Below are 21,510 nucleotides of genomic sequence, written 5' to 3' on the forward strand. Positions count from 1 at the left end.
TTACAAAACGGCTTGCGGGTAGGAACCCAACACCTTGACAAAGGACGTGCGCTCCGCCAGCCCGGCCAGTGCGGTGGCGACATTGGCGTCATCGTGATGACCTTCCATGTCGATAAAGAACACATAGTCCCACAAGCCCGCCCGCGACGGCCGTGATTCGAACTTGGTCATGGAAACGCCATTATCCGCAACCGGTGCCAGCAACTGATGCACGGCACCCGGACGATTGGGCGCAGCCACCACGATTGATGTCTTGTCCTGGCCGGTAGCGCCTACCTGCTGATGGCCCAGCACCAGGAAACGGGTGGTGTTGTTGGGTTCGTCTTCGATGTTTTCTGCCAGCTTGATCAGGCCATAGCGCTCGGCAGCTGCCTGACCGGCAATGGCCGCCGCCTGACCATCTTCGCTGGCCAGCCGAGCCGCTTCGGCATTGCTCGCCACCGACACGCGCTCCACGCTGTCCGGCAGGTTCTTGTTCAGCCATTCGTGGCACTGCGCCAAAGCCTGGGCATGGGCATAAACACGGGTAATGCCGGCTACACCTTCCTGCTTGCGCAGCAGATGATGATGTATGCGCAGCACCACTTCACCACAGATGCGCAAGGGGCTGCTGACCATCAAGTCCAGCGTGCGCCCTACCGCGCCTTCGGTGCTGTTTTCCACCGGGGCAACCACATAATCCAGCGCGCGCGATTCCACCAGGCGGAAGGCCTCGTCCACCGAGGCGCAAGCCACGGTATGCGCAGCATGGCCGAAATGTTTGGTGGCTGCCAGCTGGGTAAACGTACCTTCCGGGCCGAGATAGGCGATGGACAGCGGCTTTTCCAGCGCCAGGCATTCCGACATTACCTCGCGGAACAGCCGGGCCACGCTTTCGTTTGGCAGCGGGCCTGGGTTGAGCTGCTGGATGCGGCGCAAGACCTGCGCTTCGCGTTCCGGGCGGTAGATGATGCCGCCACCCTTGATCTCGCCGATTTCGCGGGCGTGATTGGCGCGGCTATTCAGCAGATTGAGAATTTCCACATCGATGGCATCGATGGCGTCGCGGTGTTGCTTCAGCAGTTCTTCTGACACGTAATCAATCTTTCACTATGACAAACTGGCCTTTTCCAATCTGGTAAGTTTCCGCGAGATAGCCTTCCGTCGCAAGCACCAGTCGTATGAAATCGGCACATTCCGCAGCATGCGACAAAACATTGTCCACCACGATCAGCCCGCCCGGGCGCAAAACCCGGCATAAAGCCGGCCAGTAAGCGGCGTAACAGCTGCGGTCAGCATCGAGAAACACCATATCCACGCTACTGTCTGCCTGCGCGGACAAATAAGCGCCGGCATCTTCGCAGCGTAGCGTCGCCTTGTGCGTCAGGGCAAAGTCCTGCAGATGCGCCGCCGCCTGCTGCTGTTTGGCGGGGAGAATATCCAGACTGGTGATGCTGCCGGCGCGGTCGCGCAAGGCCAGCGCCAGCCACAGGGTGGAATAGCCATTGGAGGTGCCAATTTCCAGCACCTGTCGCGGATTGGCATGGCGCAGCAACTGATAGAGAAAACGCCCGGTATCCGGCGTGATGAACAGGTTTTTCTGTGCCCGTTCACCGGTAGCGGCGTCGTGGCGCTCACCCTGCTCCCAGATGGCTTGCAGTCTGGTGAGTACTTGGCTTGTCAGCATAAGCTTTCCCTTTTTGTTATCAGAAGCAGGCGGTAATCAGATCGGCAAAAGACAGGATGAAGCGTGGCTGCTGATACATGGCCAGCAGCCCCAGCAGAATGATGGCAGCCAACAGCAGCCAGCCCGCCGTTTTCATGTCGCCGCCCGTTCGGCAAAGGCGGTGGAGGCGCGCTCGCGTATCGGCAAGTTGGCCAATGCCGCCATGACCCCCAGTACGATGGCAATGCCCCACACCACATTGTAATTGCCGTTCAGGTCATACAGCTTGCCGCCCAGCCACACGCCAAGAAAGCTGCCCACCTGGTGCGAGAAAAACACCGCGCCGGACAACATGCCCAGATGCTGTACGCCAAACTGGCTGGCAATGACCCCATTGGTCAATGGCACGGTGGATAGCCACAAAAAGCCCATGACCGAGGCAAAGACCAGCACCGATGGCACGGACAGCGGCAGCAGCAGAAACAGGCCGATGGCAATGCTGCGCGCCAGATAAATGCCAGCCAGCAAGGGCGGCTTGGCAAAGCGGCTGCCGGCTTCGCCAAACAGGAAGGTGCCAAAGATATTGAACAGGCCGATCAGTGCCAAGGCCATGCTGGCCACATTGCCGCCCATGCCGTGATCGCGCAGATAAGCTGGCAGATGCACGCCGATAAACACCACCTGGAAACCGCAGACGAAGTAGCCGGCCATCAGCAGGCGAAAGCCCGGCTCGGTCCAGGCGCGGCTGAAGGTATGCAACATACCTTGCAGCAAGTGCGGATGACTGTGCGGCTGCGCAGTTTGTGGCAGGGCTGCCGCCTGGCGGGTGAGCGAGCGACCCAGCGGCAGCATCAGCAAGGCGCACACCGCCAGTACCAGCAAGGCCGGCAGCCAGCCCAGGCCGTCAATCAGCGAGCGCTCCAGCGGCACCATGGCGAACTGCCCGAATGAGCCTGCCGCTGCCGTTAATCCCATGGCGCGCGAACGGTAGGCCGCCGGCACGGTACGACCGAGCACGCCGAAAATCACGCTATACGTGGTGCCAGACAATGCCAGCCCCAGCAGTACGCCGGCCGACAGGCTGAACAAGGTTGGCGTGGCCGATACCGTCATCAGCAGCAAGCCGAGGGCATACAGCACGCCACCGCCCAGCAACACCTTGCCCGGGCCGTGGCGGTCGGCCAGCGCGCCGGCAAAGGGCTGGGCCATGCCCCACACCAGATTCTGCATGCCCAGCGCAAAGGCAAAGCTCTCGCGACTCCAGCCAAAGGCCGTCGTCATCGGGGGCATGAAAAAGCCGAAACCGTGGCGCACGCCCATGGCGAGCGAAACGATCAGGCCGCCGGCGAGCAGCAAGCGTTGGATGGAGCGGTCCATGGAATGATTTCCGATATTGTTATGGTCATCCATCATAAGACTGCAGCGCACAAGAAAAAACCCGTGTTGAACACGGGTTTTTGCACACACTGTCGCCACAGCAGAACAATGACACTCAGCCGTGCTGACGGGCGAAGTCCTGCATGAAGTTGGCCAGCGACTTGACGCCTTCGATAGGCATGGCGTTGTAGATGGAGGCACGCATGCCACCCACCACGCGATGACCCTTGAGCTGGATCAGGCCGTTCTTGCGGGCTTCCATCAGGAAGCTCTCCTCCAGCGCGTCGTCCTTCAGGCGGAACACCACATTCATGCGCGAGCGGAACGGCGCATCGATATGCGTGTGGTAAAAGCCTTCGCTGGCCTCGATGGCGTGATACAACAGGCCGGCCTTTTCCGCATTGCGGCTTTCCATGCCCTTGACCCCGCCCAGCTGCTTCAGCCACTTGAACACCAGGCCGGCAATATAAATGGGATAGGTCGCCGGCGTGTTGTACATGGAGTCGGCATCGGCGTGCGTCTGATAATTCAGCATGGTCGGCAGGTCGGCACGGGCGCGGCCCAACAGGTCCTCGCGCACCAGCAACACCACCAGACCGGACGGGCCGATATTCTTCTGCGCGCCGGCGTAGATCAGGCCGAACTTGCTGACATCCACTTCGCGTGACAGGAAGTCGGACGACATGTCACAAACCAGCGGCACGCCTTGATCGGCAGGCACAAAGGGGAATTGCAGGCCGCCGATGGTTTCATTCGAGGTGTAGTGCAGATAGGCGGCGTTGGGGTCGCGCTGCCAGGTTTCCTCTGCCGGTACATAGGCAAAATTGCGGTCTTCGCTGCTGGCCACCACATTGACATTGCAATAACGGCGCGCTTCCTTGACCGCCAGCTTGGACCAGTGGCCGGTATTGACGATGTCCACCGACTGCTTGTCGCCCAGCAGGTTGAGCGGCACCATGGAAAACTGCAGGGAAGCGCCGCCCTGCAGGAACAGCACCTTGTAGCCGGCCGGTACCTGCATCAGCTCGCGCAGATCGTGTTCGGCATCATGGATGATTTCCATGAACTCCTTGCCGCGATGGCTCATTTCCATTACCGACATGCCGGAGCCGTGCCAGTCCAGCATTTCGCTCTGGGCTTGAGCCAGTACTTCGTGGGGCAATACCGCCGGTCCGGCAGAAAAGTTATACACCTTGGCCATGTCTGTCCTCAGTCATTGCTTCAATGTTGCGGCATGACCCGGCAGGCCATGCCGGTGTGTGTCACTGCGTAAGCAGGAAATGGGCCCGGGCAACAGCCACCGGCTTGCGGCGGTCTTCCTGCCAGGCTTCTATCAATACATGGGCGACGCGCTTGCCCTGCTTGGTGATTTCGCAGCGGGCAAACAGGGTTTGCGGCCGGCCTGAGCGCAGGTAATCCAGCGAAAAATCGACAATCTTGGGTGCCTCCAGCGATTCGCGATGCCAGATCAGGTGCAAGAGCGCGGCATTTTCCAGAAAGCCGCCAATCAGCCCGCCGTGCAGCGCCGGTAAGGCGGTATTGCCGACATTGCGTGGATGGAACGGCAGCTGAAACAGCAATTCGCCATCATCGCCAGTGCTGACTTCCACGCCCATCAGGCGGGCATAGGGAATGGCCTCGCACAGTGCGGCGACATTATTGTCATCGCGCAGGGCGGCCAGTTGCTGCATGAATTGGCTCATCAGGCCCCCTCTTTCAGCATGGAGGCACGGCTGGATTCACGCATGAAGGTAGCCACGCCATGGGCGATGGGGTCAGACGGGTTGTCGTGGTAGCACACCGCACGGGTGAAGGCGATCTGACTGGCCAGGCGGTAGCATTCGGCCTGGCAGTAGATGGCCTTGCCCGGTGTTGCTGCCTTGAGATAGTCGATGCGCAGGTCGAGCGTGGCGATGGTTTCAAAGTCTGGCAGGCAGGCGGTAACCGAAATGGCACTGGTGGTATCCACCAGCGAGGTGATGACCCCGCCGTGGATGGTGCCGCTGGCCGGGTTGCCGACCAGATCTTCACGCCAGTCCACTTTCAGGGTGGGTTGGCGGCCCTCGGTGCCCAGATACTGGAAACCGAGGGTGGCGCAGTGCGGCAAGGAGACGAAGAGCGCGCTCATCGTCTCCAGTACCTGCGCATTGGCAGGCGTTGCCGTCATGCCTCGGCGTCCCCTGCACTGGCGGCGTCGGCTGCCGGTGCGTCAGCCGCATCACCGTCGACCACTTCCGCCTCTTCGTCAGACTCGCCTTCGGCAACCTTTTCCAGGCCGATCAGTTTCTCGCCCTCGTCCAGATTGATCAGGCGGACGCCTTGGGCCGAGCGGCCGGTTTCGCGCACTTCCGACACCTTGGTGCGAATCAGCACGCCACCGGTGGTGATCAGCATCACATCGTCGCTGTCTTCCACCAGGCTGGCCGCAACCAGCTTGAGGCCAGTCTTGTCGGTCAGGTCCATCGCGATCACGCCCTGGGTGCCACGGCTGGTATGGCGGAACTCGCCGGTGCGGGTGCGCTTGCCATAGCCGCCATCGCTGGCGGTCAGCACTTGCTGCTCTTCCGAATTGGTGACCAGCAGCGAAATCACGTGCTGACCTTCGGCCAGCATCATGCCACGCACACCGGCTGCAGTACGGCCCATCGGGCGCACATCGGTTTCGCTGAAGCGCACGGCCTTGCCGCCATCGGAGAACAGCATGATCTGCTCGTTGCCGGAAGTCAGCGCCACGCCGATCAGGTTGTCGCCCTCATCCAGACGCACGGCGATGATGCCGGCAGTACGCGGGCGGGAGAAGGCTTCCAGCGGGGTTTTCTTCACCGTACCGTTGGCGGTACACATGAAGATGAACGGGCCCTTGGCCTTGAGGGCGGCGGCTTCGTCGTCCTCGATCTCGTCCTCGACTTCACCGTCGGTAAAGGCCTTGATCGGCAGCAATGCGTTGATCTTTTCGCCATCAGCCAGCGGCAGCACATTCACCATCGGCTTGCCACGGCTGTTGCGGCCGCCTTGCGGCAGATTGTAGACCTTGATCCAGTAGCAGCGACCCTTGCTGGAGAAGCACAGCACGTAGTCGTGGGTATTGGCCACGAACAGGGTGTCGATGAAATCGTCATCCTTGGTGGCTGCAGCCTGCTTGCCACGACCGCCGCGGCGCTGCGAGCGGTAGTCGTCGATCGGCTGGGTCTTGATATAGCCGGTATGGGAAATGGTCACCACCATGTCTTGCGGGGTGATCAGGTCCTCGATGTTGATGTCGCCACCAAACGGCTCGATTTCGGAGCGGCGGCCATCGCCAAACTGGGTCTTGATGGCCAGCAGCTCGTCACCGATGATCTGGTTGATGCGTTCCGGGCGTTCCAGAATGTCGATCAAATCCAGAATGATGGCCATGATGTCGCGGTATTCGCCGACGATCTTGTCCTGCTCCAGGCCGGTCAGGCGTTGCAGGCGCATTTCCAGAATGGCCTGAGCCTGGGCGTCGGACAGGCGGTAGCCGTCCGCGTGCAGGCCGAACTCGACATCCAGACCATCCGGGCGGGCCTTGCTCTGGTCCACGCGCGACAGCATTTCTTCCACCAGCTCGGAGCGCCACGGGCGCGCCATCAGCGCGATCTTGGCGGCCGGCGGGGTTTCCGAGGCCTTGATCAGGGCAATGATGTCGTCCACATTGGACAGCGCCACCGCCAGACCTTCCAGGATATGGCCACGTTCGCGTGCCTTGCGCAGCTCGAAAATGGTGCGACGGGTAACGACTTCGCGGCGGTGACGCAGGAATTCGTCAATGATCTGCTTCAGGTTCAACAGGCGCGGCTGGCCATCGACCAGGGCCACCATATTGATGCCGAAGCTGTCTTGCAGCTGGGTCAGCTTGAACAGGTGGTTGAGCACCACTTCCGGCATTTCGCCGCGTTTGAGCTCGATCACCACGCGCATGCCGGACTTGTCCGACTCGTCGCGCAGATCGGAAATGCCTTCAATCTGCTTGTCGCGCACCAGTTCGGCAATGCGCTCCAGCAGACGGGACTTGTTCACCTGGTACGGAATTTCGTCGACGATGATGGCCTGGCGATCGCCCTTGCCGATGTCTTCGAAATGAGTGCGGGCGCGCATGATGACGCGGCCGCGACCAGTGCGGTAGCCCTCTTTCACCCCGGCCGTGCCATAGATGATGCCGGCGGTGGGGAAATCAGGTGCCGGAATGATGTCGATCAGATCATCGATGGTCAGTTCCGGATTGGCCAGCAGTGCCAGACAGGCATCCACCACTTCCGTCAGGTTGTGCGGCGGAATGTTGGTGGCCATGCCCACGGCAATGCCGGAGGAGCCATTGATCAGCAGATTGGGGATCTTGGCCGGCAGAATCAGCGGCTCGTGCTCCGAACCATCATAGTTCGGCCCGAAGTCGACGGTTTCCTTGTCGATATCAGCCAGCAGCTCGTGCGCAATGCGCGCCATGCGGATTTCGGTATAACGCATGGCGGCGGCGCTATCGCCATCCACCGAGCCGAAGTTGCCCTGGCCATCCACCAGCGGGTAGCGCAGGCTGAAGTCCTGCGCCATGCGCACGATGGTGTCGTAAACAGCCGAGTCACCGTGCGGGTGATATTTACCGATGACATCGCCTACGATACGCGCCGATTTCTTGTAGGCGCGGTTCCAGTCGTTGGAAAGTTCGTGCATGGCAAACAGCACGCGACGATGTACCGGTTTGAGGCCATCACGCACATCGGGAAGAGCGCGGCCCACGATCACGCTCATGGCGTAATCGAGGTAGGAGCGGCGCATTTCCTCTTCGAGGCTGATTGGGATCGTTTCCTTGGCGAAAAGCTGATCTGTCATGGGTAAATGGCTATCTTTTCAGGAATCAAAAATAGCCTAGATTCTAGCACGTCCACCCCGCCTACGCATGCCTTGTCGCTTGATGGGCAGTCGCGATGACGGCAAGCCGGCCACCGCCCTGCTGCGTCAGGCACTTAGCATCGCCAGCCCGGGAAGCCGCCCACGACACCGCCGCACCTGTCCGAGCCCGACAATGACAAAGGGCCGCTCATGGCGACCCTTTGACCTGTACGACAACAGCCAGTCAGCGCTTGCCGGCTGCTTCTTCGCGCCGACGACGCGCCTCTTCCAGCAGGTAGACCTGATAGTCGTCCAGATCGCCGTCGAAATCCTTGACCCCACCGCGCGAAACCAGCCAGAACTCATCACACACCGCACGCAGCAAGGCGCGGTCGTGACTCACCAGCATGACCGAACCCTCGAACTCGTTCAGCGCCACGCTCAAGGCTTCGCGGGTGGCCAGATCCAGGTGGTTGGTTGGTTCATCCAGCAGCAGCAGATTGGGGCGCTGCCACACGATCATGCACAGCACCAGCCGCGCCTTTTCGCCGCCGCTCATGCTGCCTACCTGCTGCTTGACCATGTCGCCGCTGAAGTTGAAGGTGCCGAGGAAGTTGCGCAGCCCCTGCTCGCGGCAATCATTGGCTGGCGGACGAATGGCCGCCGGAATGTCGCGCGCCAGACGGAACATGTGCTCCAGCGGATTGTCCTGCGGGCGCAGTACGTCCAGCTCCTGCTGCGAGAAGTAGCCGATATTCAGCCCCTTGCCGCGAATGATCTCACCACCGGTTGCCTGCAAGGCCTCTGCCACGGTCTTGACCAGTGTCGACTTGCCCTGCCCGTTTGCCCCCAGAATGCCGATGCGTTGCCCGGCCAGCACCGAGCGATTGACACCACGCACGATGACAGTGGGCGGCGTACCTGCCGGGGCATCCTCTGCCGCCGGATAGCCAAACTCGGCCTGCGACATGGTCAGCATCGGATTGGGCAGGCTTTGCGGCTCCTTGAATTCAAACTGGAAATCCGCCTCGGCCAGCACCGGAGCAATTTTCTCCATCCGCTCCAGCGCCTTGACCCGGCTTTGCGCCTGCTTGGCCTTGCTGGCCTTGGCCTTGAAGCGATTGATGAAGCTTTGCAGATGGGCAATCTTCTCCTGCTGCTTGGCCTGTGCGGCCTGCTGCAGAATCATCTGCTCGGCGCGCATGTCTTCAAACTTGCTGTAATTGCCGCCGTAGCGCACCAGCTTGGCATTGTCGACATGCAAGGTGACATTAGTGACTGCATCTAGGAATTCGCGGTCATGGCTGATCACCACCATGGTGCCGCCATAATTTTTCAGCCAGGCTTCCAGCCAGACCAGCGCGTCCAGATCCAAGTGGTTGGTCGGCTCGTCCAGCAGCAGCAGATCAGACGGACACATCAGCGCGCGGGCCAGTTGCAAGCGCATGCGCCAGCCACCGGAAAAACTGTTTACCGGCTGACTCAGCTCGGCCACGCTAAAGCCCAGGCCCAGAATCAGCGACTGGGCGCGGGCCGGCGCGTCGTGCTCGCCGGCATCATTCAGCGCGGTATAGGCATGCGCCATGCGCATATAGTCTTCGCCCGCCTCGGCTTCGGCCACTTCCAGCCGCGCCGCCAGCAAGGTGGTATCGCCCTCGACCACGAAATCGGTAGCGCTCTGCTCCGTCTCCGGCATGTCCTGCGCCACCTGCGCCATGCGCCACTGCGCTGGGATCGACACATCGCCGCCATCTTCATGCAGGCTGCCATTCAGCACCGCAAACAGGGAGGACTTGCCAGCGCCATTGCGGCCAACCAGGCCCACTTTCTCGCCCGGATTGAGCGTGACCGAGGCGTTGTCGAGCAAAACTTTACTACCGCGACGCAAGGCCACGTTCTTTAAGATAATCATTGAGTCAATCGTGCATTAAATGTGGGCAGTATGGCTTTCACCCAGTGCGGAGTCGGAACATGAGGCCGGTGGCCCGTGGCAGAACTACTAGCGCAGAGATGAGGCTTGCTGTATTGCAAGCGCAAATTATCGCATGAAACAGCACGCCCCCTGTTGCGGATTACACCCAGGCATTTGGCACACCCTAATGCCGGTAGCGATGACAGGAGCCAAATCTCCACTGGCGACAAGCAAGGCCGCCAAGTGATAAGGCAAGCCGAGCCATGTTAGTATTGGCTCCCTGCATCCGTGACGACCAAGCCGGATTGCCAACCATAAAGGCCCAGATTTCACCATGAATCACTCACTTATCAGCCGTGCTCTGCTGCTGGGGGCGCTGCTGCTGGGCGGCATCGCTCACGCAGAGACCGAAGACATCCCCCTGCCGGGCGACGTACAGAGCGCCCCGCTAAAAAGTGCCAAAAAACCGGCACACCGCGTCGCTGACAGCAATGCCACCGCCCCGGCTGCACGCCAGCAGGTAGGCAAAGCCACCAGCCGCAAGCATCATGCCCGCAGCCAAGCGCGCCATCGCAAACACCACGCCACCACACCGGCACGCCATGGCATGACGCCAGCCGCCAAATCCGCCAAGATGCGGGGCAAACAAAATCTGGCAACGCCCGCCAAAAAATCACCCAAAGCCACCGGTCATAAAACAAGCAAAAACAATAAGCTAGCTAAAAAGCCCGCCAAGAAGCATAAAAAAATGCGCTGACAGGCTTGCCAGCCGACCGGCGAGACGCTATATTGCAGCCCTTCGCCGGTGTAGCTCAGTTGGTAGAGCACCTGACTTGTAATCAGGGGGTCGCGAGTTCGATTCCTGCCGCCGGCACCATATTCCACGGGCCTTGTAGAGATACAAGGCCCGTTTTGCATTTCCGCAATTAAAGATCATTTCCGCAAAATTCCCAACAAGCCCACCTCGCGTGGGCTTTTTCATGGAAAGTGCATAACAAGGCTTCACCGACGTCTCCCAGTATTGAGCAGCACGTGACCTTAGAGTCCAATCAACCACATACGGAGATTAGACATGAAGAAACGATTCACCGAAGAACAGATCATGGCCGTTCTCAAGCATGTAAAAAAAGCCAAGGTTCAAACTTGGCTTTTTTTGATTTCATCTACAAGCAACCAGCTGTTACAGCTTAAATCGGGCCGTAATATCCTGCAGATTATGAGAGAGTGCGCTCAGTTGCGCGGAGGTGGTTGCAAGCTCCTCTACCGTGGCACTGTTTTCTTCGGCCATCTGCGAGACACGCTCCATATTTTGCGCCAGGCTTTGGCTGGCAATTCGTTGCTCGCCCAGTGATCCGGTGATATTCGCGATGCTGCGCTCGATTGCGTGGGTGCTATTACCAATGCGTTCGATTGTTTGTGACGCCAGCTCGGTGCTGCTGGATACGGCATTTACGCTTTCCAGGCTGGCATCCATGCTGCCAACCACCCGTGTCACACCATGCTGAATGGAGTTGATCATCTGGGTGATTTCCTGTGCGGATGATGTTGTGCGCTCAGCAAGTTTGCGTACTTCATCGGCCACGACGGCAAAACCCCGGCCCATTTCTCCAGCGCGAGCCGCCTCAATGGCCGCGTTCAGGGCCAGCAGATTGGTCTGGTCGGCCACATCGCGGATAACCGTGACAATGCTGCCGATTTGCTGCACCTCGCCACTCAGCGAATTCATTTGCGCGGATGTGCCACTTACTGCGCGGGTAACATCCTGAATACGCGCCACTGAGTCGATGACCTCTTTGCCGCCATCTCTTGCCAGGCTGCCAGTTTCGCAGGATTGGCGGGTTGCTTCGTCAGAGTTGTCGGCAACATGGTTGATGCTGACGGTAAGCTGCTCGATGGTGGCGGCGGCTTCGGCCGTCGCTTCAGCCTGATGTTGCGCTCCGCTGGCAACCTGTTCGGCCATGCTGGATAGCTCGCGGGCCGAGTCCGAAACATTGTGAGCATTCAGCTGGATAGCCTGCACGATGCCACGCAGGCCACTACGCATTTCCTGAACACCTCTGGCGATTTGCAGGGCCTCATCGCGGGCAGCGGGAATATTTTCATCACTACCAGACAAATCGCCATCACGGATTCTTTGTACGAGTTGCGCAGATTTCTGCAGCGGCACAGTGATAAGTCTGGCAATAAACAAGGCACTGCCAAGGGCAAGCGCCAAGGCGATGCCAGCCACCGTCAACATACTCACTACGGCCTGATGGTAGGCGGCATTGGCGTCCTGCATGGCCTTCTGCATCAATCCCTCCTGGAAGTCAGCAAACTCCTTTAAGTTGGCCATGAACGCATTGTTGGCTGGTGCGATTTTCTGTTTGACAACATCAGCCGCCTCTGTGGTTTTATGGCTGCGAATCAATGGATAGGCCTGTTCCAGCGCTGCGGTCAGTGCACGATTTTTCTCTTGCATTTCGGCAAATAGCTCCTTGCCTTTTGCCGTCGACAATAATTGTTCTACTTTGGCCATATCAGCGTTTTTTGCAGCATCAAGGCTGCTGACCTTCGCCAGGTACTCTTCAGTGTCGCCTGCACTGAAGATAACGGCATTGCGTATCTGCCGGCCAATATCCAGTGATTTAACGGTTATGCTGTTGGTGAGTGCAATCTTGGGATAGCGATCCTGCGTCATGTCGACAATTTTGCTGTTTATGGTTTGCATATTGCCAAGAGCAGCCGCCAGCAAAACCAACAGCAGCACAATGATGAATGAAAAGCTCCCCAGCAGCTTTTGCCGTACAGTGAATCTACTCAGCATAACTCCCCCGTTTCGAATTTTTGTTAATGCCAAGCGGGCCAGCTCACGCTAACTACACTTTAAAACAACTGCGCATGATGCCCGTCATAGTTACAGCAGACCTGTACTGTTTAATAGTTGACAAAACATATAGCAGCAAGTGATACGACTCCACAGTGTCGTGGCGGGAAGCATGCCCGCACCCGAGATGCAGTGACAAATCCCGAACCAAGACCTGCCAGCCTGCGACGATACCAACGCCAAGATAAGACTAGTCTTTCTTATTCATTTTTATGATTAGCAATGTGTTATTTCTTGTTTATTGAGAATAAGGCCTGCTTGATATAGTCGCCGCAGGCCGCCAGATGGCGGCAAGACATCACGACAAAAACAGCCAGGAGTACATTGTGAAACGATTTGCCATTGCCGCCCTGCTCGCCTCCCTGCTGCCCGGCCTTGCCGGCGCAGAAGACCTTGCCAAGATCAAATCCGCCGGGGTGATCCGCGTGGGTACCGAAGGCACGTATGCCCCCTTCACCTACCACGACGCCAGCGGCAAGTTGGTGGGCTTTGATGTGGAAATCGCCCAGGCTGTGGCCGCCAGGCTGGGGGTGAAAGCTGAATTCATCGAAGGCAAATGGGATGGCCTGATTGCCGGCCTGGATGCCAACCGCTACGACGCCGTGGCCAACGAGGTATCGATTACCGATGCGCGCAAGGCCAAGTACGACTTCTCCAGCGCTTATATCGCCTCCAAGGCCGCGCTGATCGTTAACGGCAACAGCAGCATCAAGAGCTTTGCCGACCTCAAGGGCAAAAAATCCGCCAATACCCTGACCAGCAATTTTGGCAAGCTGGCGCAGTCCTTCGGGGCGGAAGTGGTGCCGGTACAAGGCTTTAACGATTCGCTGGAGCTGCTGGCCTCTGGCCGGGTGGATGCCACCATCAACGACAGCTTGTCCTTTCTGGATTACAAAAAGCACCAGCCCCACTCCAAGCTGAAGATTGCCGCCACCGAAAAAGACGCCGACTTCTCCGGCATCATTTTCCGCAAGGGCAACCCGCAGTTGCAGGCCGCCATCAACAAGGCTCTGGCCGATATCAAGGCGGACGGCAGCTACCAGAAAATTTCCTTCAAATACTTTGGCGAGGACGTGTCGCACTAAGCGCCACCCCCTCGCACGGTGTGCCAGCTTGCCCCGCGCTGCGGGGCAATTTTGTTGGCGCACCACACGCTATGAAAGGAAATGAGGCATGCCTGAATGGTTGAAACTGATGGTGGAGTCGTTGCCGCCACTGCTGTATGCAGGGCTGGTTTTCACCGTGCCGCTTACCCTGCTGTCCTTTGCCTGTGGCCTGTCGCTGGGCTTTGTCACCGCGCTGGTCCGCCTGTATGGCCCGAAAACGCTGGCTGATGGCTTCCGTTTTTATGTGTGGCTGATCCGCGGTACGCCGCTGCTGGTGCAGCTGTTCCTGATTTTCTACGGTCTGCCCAAGGCCGGCATCGTGTTCGACCCGCTGCCGGCAGCGGTGATCGGCTTTTCGCTGAATGTGGGGGCCTATACCTCGGAGGTCATCCGCGCCGCGCTGCTGGCCGTGCCGCGCGGGCAATGGGAAGCCGCCTACTCCATCGGCCTGACCTGGGCGCAGGCCATGCGCCGCACCATCCTGCCGCAGGCCAGCCGGGTGGCGGTGCCACCACTGGCCAATACCTTTATCTCGCTGATCAAGGACACCTCGCTGGCCGCGGTGCTGACTGTGCCGGAAATTTTCCAGGCGGCGCAGCGCATTGCCTCGGTCACGTATGAACCGCTGATTCTGTATACCGAAACCGCGTTGATCTACCTGCTGTTCAGCTCGGTACTGTCTACCGGACAACAAAAGCTGGAAGCACGCTTTGGCCAACACCTGCATCAGGCCCAGGAGACGAAATGATTGAACTTCGCCATATCGACAAGCACTTTGGCAGCCAGCATGTGCTGAAGCAGGTGTCATTGCAGGTGGCCGCAGGCCAGGTTACTGCGCTGATCGGCCCTTCCGGCAGTGGAAAAAGCACCCTGCTGCGTTGCATCAACCTGCTGGAAACCCCCACGGCAGGTCAGCTGACGGTGGGCGAGGCCAGCCTGAACTTTACCCCTGGTCAGGCACAGCCCAGCCGGCAGGACATTCACCACCTGCGCCTGCAAACCGGCATGGTGTTCCAGAATTTCCAGCTGTTTCCACACCGCACTGCGCTGGAAAACGTGATGGAAGGCCTGCTGATCGTGAAAAAGTGGCCGCGCGCCCAGGCCGAAGCGCGGGCGCGCGAACTGTTGCAACAGGTGGGCATGGCACACAAGGCCGATGCCTGGCCCGGCACCCTGTCCGGTGGCCAGCAGCAACGGGTGGCCATTGCCCGTGCGCTGGCGCAATCGCCCGGCCTGCTGCTGTGTGACGAACCCACCTCGGCGCTAGACCCGGAACTGGCCAGCGAAGTGGTGGCCGTGCTGCGCGAACTGGCCGCCAACAAGATAACCATGCTGATTGCCACGCACGACCTGCGCCTTGCCGCCACCCTGGCCGATACCGTGGTGTTTCTGGAAGATGGCCAGATCGTGGAACAAGGCAGCAGCCGCCAGCTGTTCCTGCAACCACAAAACCCGCGTACTGCCAGCTATGTGTCCACACTGAAAGAAGGTTTGCCCGAAGCCTGGCAAGCCTGATCCAGCGCTGCCCGGCAAGACAAAGGCGTCCGCCATGAGGGGACGCCTTTGTTACATCAACGACTGGCGGGTTCAGAACACCGGCACCACTGCACCCTGATAGCGCTGGTCGATGAACTGGCGCACTTCCTCGGTAGACAGTGCCGCCACCAGTTTCTTCAGTGCCGGGCTGCTGCGATTGTCCTCGCGCGCCACGATGATATTGGCGTAGGGCGACTGGCTGCCTTCGCTGAACAGCGCATCGCGCTTGGGTTTGAGTCCGCCTTGCAGCGCGTAGTTGGTATTGATCAGGGCGATGTCTACCTGATCCAGCACCCGTGGCAGGGTGGCCGCTTCCAGCTCCTTGATCTTGAAGTGGTGCGGATTGCCGCTGATATCACGTGCACCGGACAGGATATTGGCCGGGTCTTTCAGGCTGATCAGCCCCTGCTTGTGCAGCAGCAACAGCGCACGGCCGGCATTGGACGGGTCATTGGGAATGGCGATGGTCGCACCGTCCGGCAGCTCGCTGGCCTTGTGGTACTTGTGCGAATACGCGCCAAAAGGCTCGACATGGATGGCCGCCACGGTCACCAGTCGGGTGCCTTTGGACTTGTTGAAGCTATCCAGAAAGGGCTGATGCTGGAAGTAATTGGCGTCGATTTCCTTGCCGGCCACCGCCAGGTTTTCCTGCAGGCCGTTGCTGAACACTTTTACCTTCAGATCAATGCCTTGCTTGACCAGCGCCGGTTTCACATGTTCCAGAATTTCGGCATGCGGCACGGCTTCGGCACCGATGGTGAGTACTTCCGCGTGGGCGGTGAGGCTGGCGGCCAGGCCGAACAATGCCAGCCAGAGTTTTGCGGGTTTCATGCGTATTCTCCTGCAGTGGTGGGAAGGGAAGCTGCCTGCGGTGCTTGGGGTGCCAGCAGGTCGGCATGATGACGGGCAGCCACCTTGGGGTGGGAGCGCAGCCGGCCTTTGAGAAAATTGTCGCCCACCTGGTAAAACAGCGGGTTGGCCGGATCGGCTTCCGGGCCGCGCGCTTCGGCGGCCAGATGCGGCGGCAGCTGCAGCAGCGGGATGGTGGCATCCAGCCGCGGGCCCAGGAAAAAGGCCACCGACAAGCGCTCCTTGCCGGCGGGCGGGCTTTCCACCCGGTGCACGGTGGCGCGCAGATAGCCATTGGACGCCATTTCCAGCGCTTCGCCGATATTGACGATAAAGCTGCCCGGTAGCGACGGCGCGTCAATCCAGCCCTGCTCGGTTTCCACTTGCAGGCCGTCCTGGCTATCGTCTTGCAGCAGCAGAGTGAGGAAGCCGCTGTCCTTGTGCGCGCCCACGCCCTGCCCGGCTGCACCATGCTGGCTGCCGGGATAGCGGATGATTTTCAGATGCTGCACCGGAGCCTCGACAAAGGCATCGTCGAAACTGTCGGCCGGCTGCTGCAGTGCCTCGGCAAAGGCACGCAATAGCAGAATGGACAGCCGGGTGGTTTCCTGCTGCCAGTCCAGCAACACCGGCTTGAGCTGAGGCAATCCCGCCGGCCACTGGTTGGGGCCTTGCAGCCGCCACCACGGTGCTTGCTGTGCCAGATCCGGTCGGGCCGGGCGCTCGGCACCGATATCCAGCTGTTCGCGCCAGTCGGCTGCACCACGGGTCAGCTCCTCCCCGGCACGGGTATAGCCGCGAAAGTGCGGTGAGTGCTCCATGTCGATGGCCAGCTTGTCGGCCGCAGGCAAGGCAAAGAATGCGTGTGACGCCTGCCGCAATGCAGCCACCTTGTCCGCGCCAATACCGTGGCCGACCAGGTAGAAAAAACCGCTGTCGCGGGCGGCAGTGCGCAGCTGCTGCAATAGCTGCTGACGTTGTTGCGGATCACCATCAAGCAGGCTGATGTCGATCACGGGCAAGGTATGGGGGCTGGTCATGGCAACTCCGTTAGCGGCACGCCAAGCGTGCGGATGAAGCTCAAGATATGCCATGCCCATGGTGATGCGAACCAAGAAAAACAGATTTGAATATCAAGCCATTAGCGGCAATGACACCGCGCCTTCAGGCGGCTTCCACACTGCCGCCCAGATAAAAGCGGTGTACGTCCTCGCGGCTGGCCAGCTCGGCCGCACTGCCGGACAGCGCCACATGGCCGTTTTCCAGCAGATAGGCCTGATGGCTGTAGTGCAAGGCCAGGTTGGCGTTTTGCTCGGCCAGCAGAAAACTGACGCCCTCCTGCTGGTTCAGCGCCTGCAGTATTTCAAAAATCTCCTCGACGATTTTCGGTGCCAGACCCATCGATGGCTCATCCAGCAGCACCAGGCGGGGCGCCGCCATCAGTGCGCGGCCTATCGCCACCATTTGTTGCTCGCCGCCCGAGGTATAGCCAGCCTGCGCGCGCCGCCGTTCTTTCAGGCGCGGAAAATACTGGTAGATGCGCTCCAGATCCTGCTGCAGGGCCGCGCGGCTGGGCTTGCGTACAAAGCCCCCGGTCAGCAGGTTTTCCTCGACGGTCAGATGGGCAAAGCAGTGCCGGCCTTCCAGCACCTGCACCAGCCCTTGCTGCACCAGTTGGTGCGGCGCGGTGTGGCTGACATCCTGCCCGTCGTAAATGATGCGCCCTTGCTGCAGGCAGCCGCGCTCGGCCGCCACCAGCCCGGCAATGGCCTTGAGCGTGGTGCTCTTGCCCGCGCCATTGGCACCCAGCAAGGCTACGATCTGGCCCTGCTCCACCTGCAAGGACACACTGCCCAGCGCCAGAATGGCCTGGTTGTACACCACCTGAATGCCTTCCACCTGCAATAAGGGCTGGCTCATGATTCAACTCCGCAATCAGTCAAAAAGCTGGGTGACAAAAAACCCGGCGCAGCAAGCCGCGCCGGGCAGGTCTTGCTTCAGAAAATCACGACTCCTTGCTGCAATCGCGCGGGGTGATGCCCTTTTCCTTGGCGTACTTGTGCGAGGAATCCTCGATGATGGGGCGCAGCAGCTTGCGGTCGGCCTGTACCCACGGTGAAATCACCTTCCACTGCTGGCCATCCCACTGCTGGAAGCGCACCGCACCGCCGCCTTCGTGGTCGGTGCAACTCAGCTGCAGCGGCTGCAGCAGGCCCAGTGCGCCCACTTCCTTCAGCCGCTTGTCGTCAAAACGCAGATGCTCGAAGCCCCAGCGCACCTGCTCGCCGGTCAGCGGCTTTTTGCCAAATTTGGCTTGCGCCAGCCGTACCGCCTCCACGTTCAGGATGCCGTTGACCACGCCCAGGTTGTAATACACCGTGCCAAAGCGCTTGGCGTCGGCCAGATTGCCCTTGCCGGCATCCAGCACGGTTTTCTTGATGCCTTGCAGCACCGGGAACTGGGTGCCGGACGGATGGGTGGTAATCGAAATAAAACCCTTGGCAGCCGCACCGGCCGGCGCGGCGTCTTCTTCCGAGTTGCTCCAGATATTGCCGATGATGTGGTCAGCCGGATAACCAGTTTTTTGTGCGGTTTTCAACGCCACCGGGTTCATCACGCCCCAGCCACGAAGAATCACCCAATCCGTTTTTTGCTGGCGGATGGTCAGCCATTGCGACTGCTGCTCGTTGCCCGGATGCGGCACTTCCAGCGATACCAGCTGGAAGCCGTATTTCTTCGACAACAGCTCCAGGATGGGGTTGGTTTCCTTGCCATACGGCGAGCCGTGGTAAAGCACGGCAATCTTCTTGCCCTTCAGCTTGGCGAGGCCGCCAGACTTCTGGCCGATGTAATTGATGATGGCCGACACCTCGGAATACGGATTCAGCTGCAGCGGGAACACATAGGGAAACACGCTGCCGTCGGTGGAGTCGGTACGGCCATGGTTGATGGTGATCAGCGGCAGCTTGTCGGCGGTGGAGCGCTCCAGCGTGGCGTAGGCAATGCCCACCGACAGCGGGTTGGTGGCGGCAGCCGGTGCGCCGTTCAGGCCTTTTTTCAGGCGCTCGTAGCACTCCACCCCTTTTTCCACCACATATTCGGTTTCGCACTCGCTCCAGCTCAGCTTGACGCCGTTCACGCCGCCTTCCTTGGTATTCACGTACTGCAGGTAATCGATGAAGCCACCAAAAAAGCCGGTGCCGCCAGCCGCATACGGCCCCACGCGGTAGCTTTGCAGCGGGAAATACTGTTCGCCTGCGGCCTGGGCCGTGGCCGAGACAGCCGCCAGCCCCAGAGCCAGTACGACCGCCCCTTTCAGTGTGTGCAGATGATTTTTCATTATGTGAAACTCCCTGGTTCAATAGACGAAACTGCTAACGGAAACAACAAGGTAAAACGGGTCAGAAACGCAGTGGCCACAGCCGGGTGCGGGCGCGCCAGCTTTGCCACAGGCGGGCCAGGCCTTCCGGCTCCTTGATCAGGAACAGGATGATCAGCACGCCGAAGATGATTTTTTGCAGGTTTTCCAGCTGGCCGGCCGGCAGCAGGCCGCTCAGATAAGTGCTGGACAAGATGGACAGCACAATGGGCAGCAGCACGATGAAGGCCGCCCCCAGGAAATTGCCCAGAATGCTGCCCATACCCCCAAGAATGATGATGAACAGCACCTGGAAGGAGCGGCTGAGGTCGAAGCCGTGCGGCTCCACCGTGCCCAGATAGGTAAACGCCCACAGGGAACCGGCCACCCCCAGGATGAAGGAGCTGATGGCAAAGGCCAGCAATTTGGTGCGCAGGATGGGGATGCCGATCACTGCGGCGGCGGTATCCATGTCGCGCACCGCCATCCAGTTGCGCCCCAGGCTGCTGCGTACCAGATTGGCCGTCAGTACAAACAAGGGCAGCACCACGATCAGCGTCAGCAGGTAACGCCCGGCCGGGCTGCCAAAATCGTGACCGGCCACCAGCAAGGGGGGCGCGCTGATGACGCCGGATTCGTTGCCATTGGAAAACCAGGCAAACTTGGTGAGCAGCCATTCGACAAAAAACTGTGCTGCCAGGGTGGCGACCAGCAGATAAAAGCCCTTGATGCGCAGGCTGGGCAGGCCAAACACCACCCCCACCGCCGCGGCCACCACGCCACCGGCGACAAAGCTGAGCAATAGCGGCAGGCCTGGCAGGCGCAATTGCAAGTTGTAACTGGCAAACGCCCCCACCGCCATGAAAGCGGCCGAACCCAGTGACAGCTGGCCGGCATAGCCGGTGAGCACATTCAGCCCCAGCCCGGCCAGCGACAGCACCAGAAAGGGAATCAGAATGGCGCTGAACCAGTAGTCGTTGCCGATGAGCGGCAGCAGGCCGAAGGCCAGCGCCAGCAAGGCCCACAGCGCGGCACGCTGCTGCCACAGCCGCAATGCGCGGCCATCTTGCCGGTAGCGGGTGCTGAATTGCCCGGATTCCTGATAGAACATGCCTCTTCTCCTTACACCCGCTCGATGGCGCGCTCACCAAACAACCCCGCCGGACGCAGCAGCAAGAACAGCAGCGCCAGCACATAGGGGAACCAGTTTTCAATGCCACCGCTGAGCAATGGCCCCAGATACACTTCTGCCAGTTTTTCGCTGGCACCCACAATCAGCCCGCCGACAATGGCTCCGCCTATCGAGGTAAAGCCGCCGATGATCAGCACCGGCAAGGCCTTGAGCACAATCAGTGACAAGGAAAACTGCACCCCCAGCCGTGCACCCCACAACAGGCCGGCCACCAGCCCCACCAGCCCGGCCACCGCCCACACCAGTACCCACATGCGCTGCAGGCGGATGCCCACCGCCAACGCGGCCAGCTGGTCGTCCGCCACCGCGCGCAGCGACAGGCCGATGCGGGTCTTGTTGAACAGCAAGGACAGCAGCAACACCAGAAGCCCGGCGCTGCCGGCGGCAAACAGGTCGAAGCGCGACAGCATCAGCCCGCCCAGTTCCAGCGGCGTGTCCTCGATGCCCAGATCCAGCCCGTGCACCTGCGCGCCCCACAGCGCCTGGGCCACGCCTTCCACCACATAGCTCAGCCCCAGCGTGGCCATGAACAGGGTGATGGGTGGCCGGTTCACCAGATGACGCAGCACCAGCCGCTCCAGCAACAGCGCCAGCAGCAGCATGGACAGCAGGCTCAGCACAAAGGCCAACCAGAACGGCAGGCCGCGCTCCAGCAGGCTGACAAAGGTGAGCGCGGCAAACAGCACCATCGAGCCCTGGGCAAAATTGAATACGCCGCTGGCCTTGTAGATCAGCACGAAGCCGATGGCCACCAGCGAGTACATCACCCCGGCCAGCAAGCCGCCGAGCAGTACTTCCAGAAAAAAAGTCATGACAGGCTCCCG

General features: G+C 60.1%; 19 protein-coding genes and 1 tRNA gene. 5 read left to right on the forward strand and 15 right to left on the reverse strand.

Going from position 1 to position 21,510, the window contains the following annotated elements:
- The 8 genes from pheA to FAZ30_RS15660 all read right to left on the reverse strand — a co-directional run bounded on the left by pheA (position 1) and on the right by FAZ30_RS15660 (position 9,779).
- Positions 1-1,074 carry a prephenate dehydratase gene (pheA, locus tag FAZ30_RS15625; protein WP_124640987.1) on the reverse strand — a complete coding sequence of 358 codons (1,074 nt, stop codon included), beginning with the start codon at positions 1,072-1,074 and terminating at the stop codon, positions 1-3.
- A 4-nt stretch (positions 1,075-1,078) separates the two neighbouring features.
- Positions 1,079-1,666, reverse strand: a complete 588-nt coding sequence (locus FAZ30_RS15630) for an O-methyltransferase (RefSeq protein WP_124640985.1) — start codon at positions 1,664-1,666, stop codon at positions 1,079-1,081.
- 132 nt (positions 1,667-1,798) lie between these two features.
- Positions 1,799-3,022 carry an MFS transporter gene (locus FAZ30_RS15635; protein ID WP_124640983.1) on the reverse strand — a complete coding sequence of 408 codons (1,224 nt, stop codon included), beginning with the start codon at positions 3,020-3,022 and terminating at the stop codon, positions 1,799-1,801.
- A 115-nt stretch (positions 3,023-3,137) separates the two neighbouring features.
- Complete coding sequence (gene serC / locus FAZ30_RS15640; protein ID WP_124640981.1) at positions 3,138-4,223, reverse strand: 3-phosphoserine/phosphohydroxythreonine transaminase; 1,086 nt, start codon at positions 4,221-4,223, stop codon at positions 3,138-3,140.
- Between the two features lie 61 nt (positions 4,224-4,284).
- Positions 4,285-4,725 (reverse strand): PaaI family thioesterase, encoded by a 441-nt coding sequence (locus FAZ30_RS15645; protein ID WP_124640979.1) that lies wholly within the window; start codon positions 4,723-4,725, stop codon positions 4,285-4,287.
- Positions 4,725-5,189 carry a PaaI family thioesterase gene (locus FAZ30_RS15650; RefSeq protein ID WP_124640977.1) on the reverse strand — a complete coding sequence of 155 codons (465 nt, stop codon included), beginning with the start codon at positions 5,187-5,189 and terminating at the stop codon, positions 4,725-4,727. Before FAZ30_RS15650 ends, FAZ30_RS15645 begins: the two co-directional genes overlap by 1 nt.
- Positions 5,186-7,867: a DNA gyrase subunit A gene (gene gyrA / locus FAZ30_RS15655; RefSeq protein ID WP_124640975.1), complete on the reverse strand. Its 2,682-nt coding sequence runs from the start codon at positions 7,865-7,867 to the stop codon at positions 5,186-5,188. The genes FAZ30_RS15650 and gyrA overlap by 4 nt, the downstream gene beginning before the upstream one ends.
- 244 nt (positions 7,868-8,111) lie before the next feature.
- Entirely contained in the window at positions 8,112-9,779 is a 1,668-nt protein-coding gene (locus tag FAZ30_RS15660) for an ABC-F family ATP-binding cassette domain-containing protein (protein ID WP_124640973.1), read from the reverse strand.
- Positions 9,780-10,113: 334 nt separating this feature from the next.
- On the opposite strand from FAZ30_RS15660, the gene FAZ30_RS15665 reads away from it, so the two are divergent.
- Together FAZ30_RS15665 and FAZ30_RS15670 are read left to right on the forward strand one after the other, a co-directional pair.
- The gene (locus FAZ30_RS15665) at positions 10,114-10,536 is read left to right on the forward strand and encodes a hypothetical protein (protein ID WP_124640971.1); all 423 of its coding nucleotides are present in this window, start codon (positions 10,114-10,116) and stop codon (positions 10,534-10,536) included.
- Positions 10,537-10,580: 44 nt separating this feature from the next.
- A tRNA-Thr gene (locus FAZ30_RS15670) sits at positions 10,581-10,656 on the forward strand.
- A 303-nt stretch (positions 10,657-10,959) separates the two neighbouring features.
- Here the strand turns inward: FAZ30_RS15670 and FAZ30_RS15675 are convergent.
- Positions 10,960-12,585, reverse strand: a complete 1,626-nt coding sequence (locus FAZ30_RS15675) for a methyl-accepting chemotaxis protein (protein WP_124640948.1) — start codon at positions 12,583-12,585, stop codon at positions 10,960-10,962.
- A gap of 386 nt (positions 12,586-12,971) precedes the next feature.
- On the opposite strand from FAZ30_RS15675, the gene FAZ30_RS15680 reads away from it, so the two are divergent.
- The 3 genes from FAZ30_RS15680 to FAZ30_RS15690 all read left to right on the forward strand — a co-directional run bounded on the left by FAZ30_RS15680 (position 12,972) and on the right by FAZ30_RS15690 (position 15,266).
- A complete protein-coding gene (locus FAZ30_RS15680) occupies positions 12,972-13,730 on the forward strand; it encodes an amino acid ABC transporter substrate-binding protein (protein ID WP_233578243.1) in 759 nt (252 codons plus the stop codon).
- A gap of 88 nt (positions 13,731-13,818) precedes the next feature.
- Entirely contained in the window at positions 13,819-14,499 is a 681-nt protein-coding gene (locus FAZ30_RS15685; RefSeq protein ID WP_124640944.1) for an amino acid ABC transporter permease, read from the forward strand.
- On the forward strand, positions 14,496-15,266 hold the full coding sequence (locus tag FAZ30_RS15690) for an amino acid ABC transporter ATP-binding protein (protein ID WP_124640942.1): 771 nt from the start codon (positions 14,496-14,498) through the stop codon (positions 15,264-15,266). Before FAZ30_RS15685 ends, FAZ30_RS15690 begins: the two co-directional genes overlap by 4 nt.
- A gap of 72 nt (positions 15,267-15,338) precedes the next feature.
- Here FAZ30_RS15690 and FAZ30_RS15695 read toward each other — a convergent pair whose 3' ends face one another.
- From FAZ30_RS15695 to FAZ30_RS15720, 6 genes are all read right to left on the reverse strand, one after another.
- Positions 15,339-16,118, reverse strand: coding sequence for a MetQ/NlpA family ABC transporter substrate-binding protein (locus tag FAZ30_RS15695; RefSeq protein ID WP_124640940.1), 780 nt, complete (start codon positions 16,116-16,118; stop codon positions 15,339-15,341).
- Positions 16,115-17,176: an isopenicillin N synthase family dioxygenase gene (locus FAZ30_RS15700; protein ID WP_124640937.1), complete on the reverse strand. Its 1,062-nt coding sequence runs from the start codon at positions 17,174-17,176 to the stop codon at positions 16,115-16,117. The genes FAZ30_RS15695 and FAZ30_RS15700 overlap by 4 nt, the downstream gene beginning before the upstream one ends.
- A gap of 124 nt (positions 17,177-17,300) precedes the next feature.
- The gene (locus FAZ30_RS15705; protein WP_124640935.1) at positions 17,301-18,056 is read right to left on the reverse strand and encodes an ABC transporter ATP-binding protein; all 756 of its coding nucleotides are present in this window, start codon (positions 18,054-18,056) and stop codon (positions 17,301-17,303) included.
- A gap of 85 nt (positions 18,057-18,141) precedes the next feature.
- Positions 18,142-19,476, reverse strand: coding sequence for an ABC transporter substrate-binding protein (locus FAZ30_RS15710; protein WP_137009805.1), 1,335 nt, complete (start codon positions 19,474-19,476; stop codon positions 18,142-18,144).
- 61 nt (positions 19,477-19,537) lie between these two features.
- The gene (locus FAZ30_RS15715) at positions 19,538-20,605 is read right to left on the reverse strand and encodes a branched-chain amino acid ABC transporter permease (protein ID WP_124640931.1); all 1,068 of its coding nucleotides are present in this window, start codon (positions 20,603-20,605) and stop codon (positions 19,538-19,540) included.
- 11 nt (positions 20,606-20,616) lie between these two features.
- Positions 20,617-21,498 carry a branched-chain amino acid ABC transporter permease gene (locus FAZ30_RS15720; protein ID WP_124640929.1) on the reverse strand — a complete coding sequence of 294 codons (882 nt, stop codon included), beginning with the start codon at positions 21,496-21,498 and terminating at the stop codon, positions 20,617-20,619.
- Positions 21,499-21,510 lie beyond the last annotated feature (12 nt).

Source organism: Aquitalea aquatilis (genome assembly GCF_005155025.1).
GTDB classification, from domain to species: Bacteria; Pseudomonadota; Gammaproteobacteria; order Burkholderiales; family Chromobacteriaceae; genus Aquitalea; species Aquitalea aquatilis.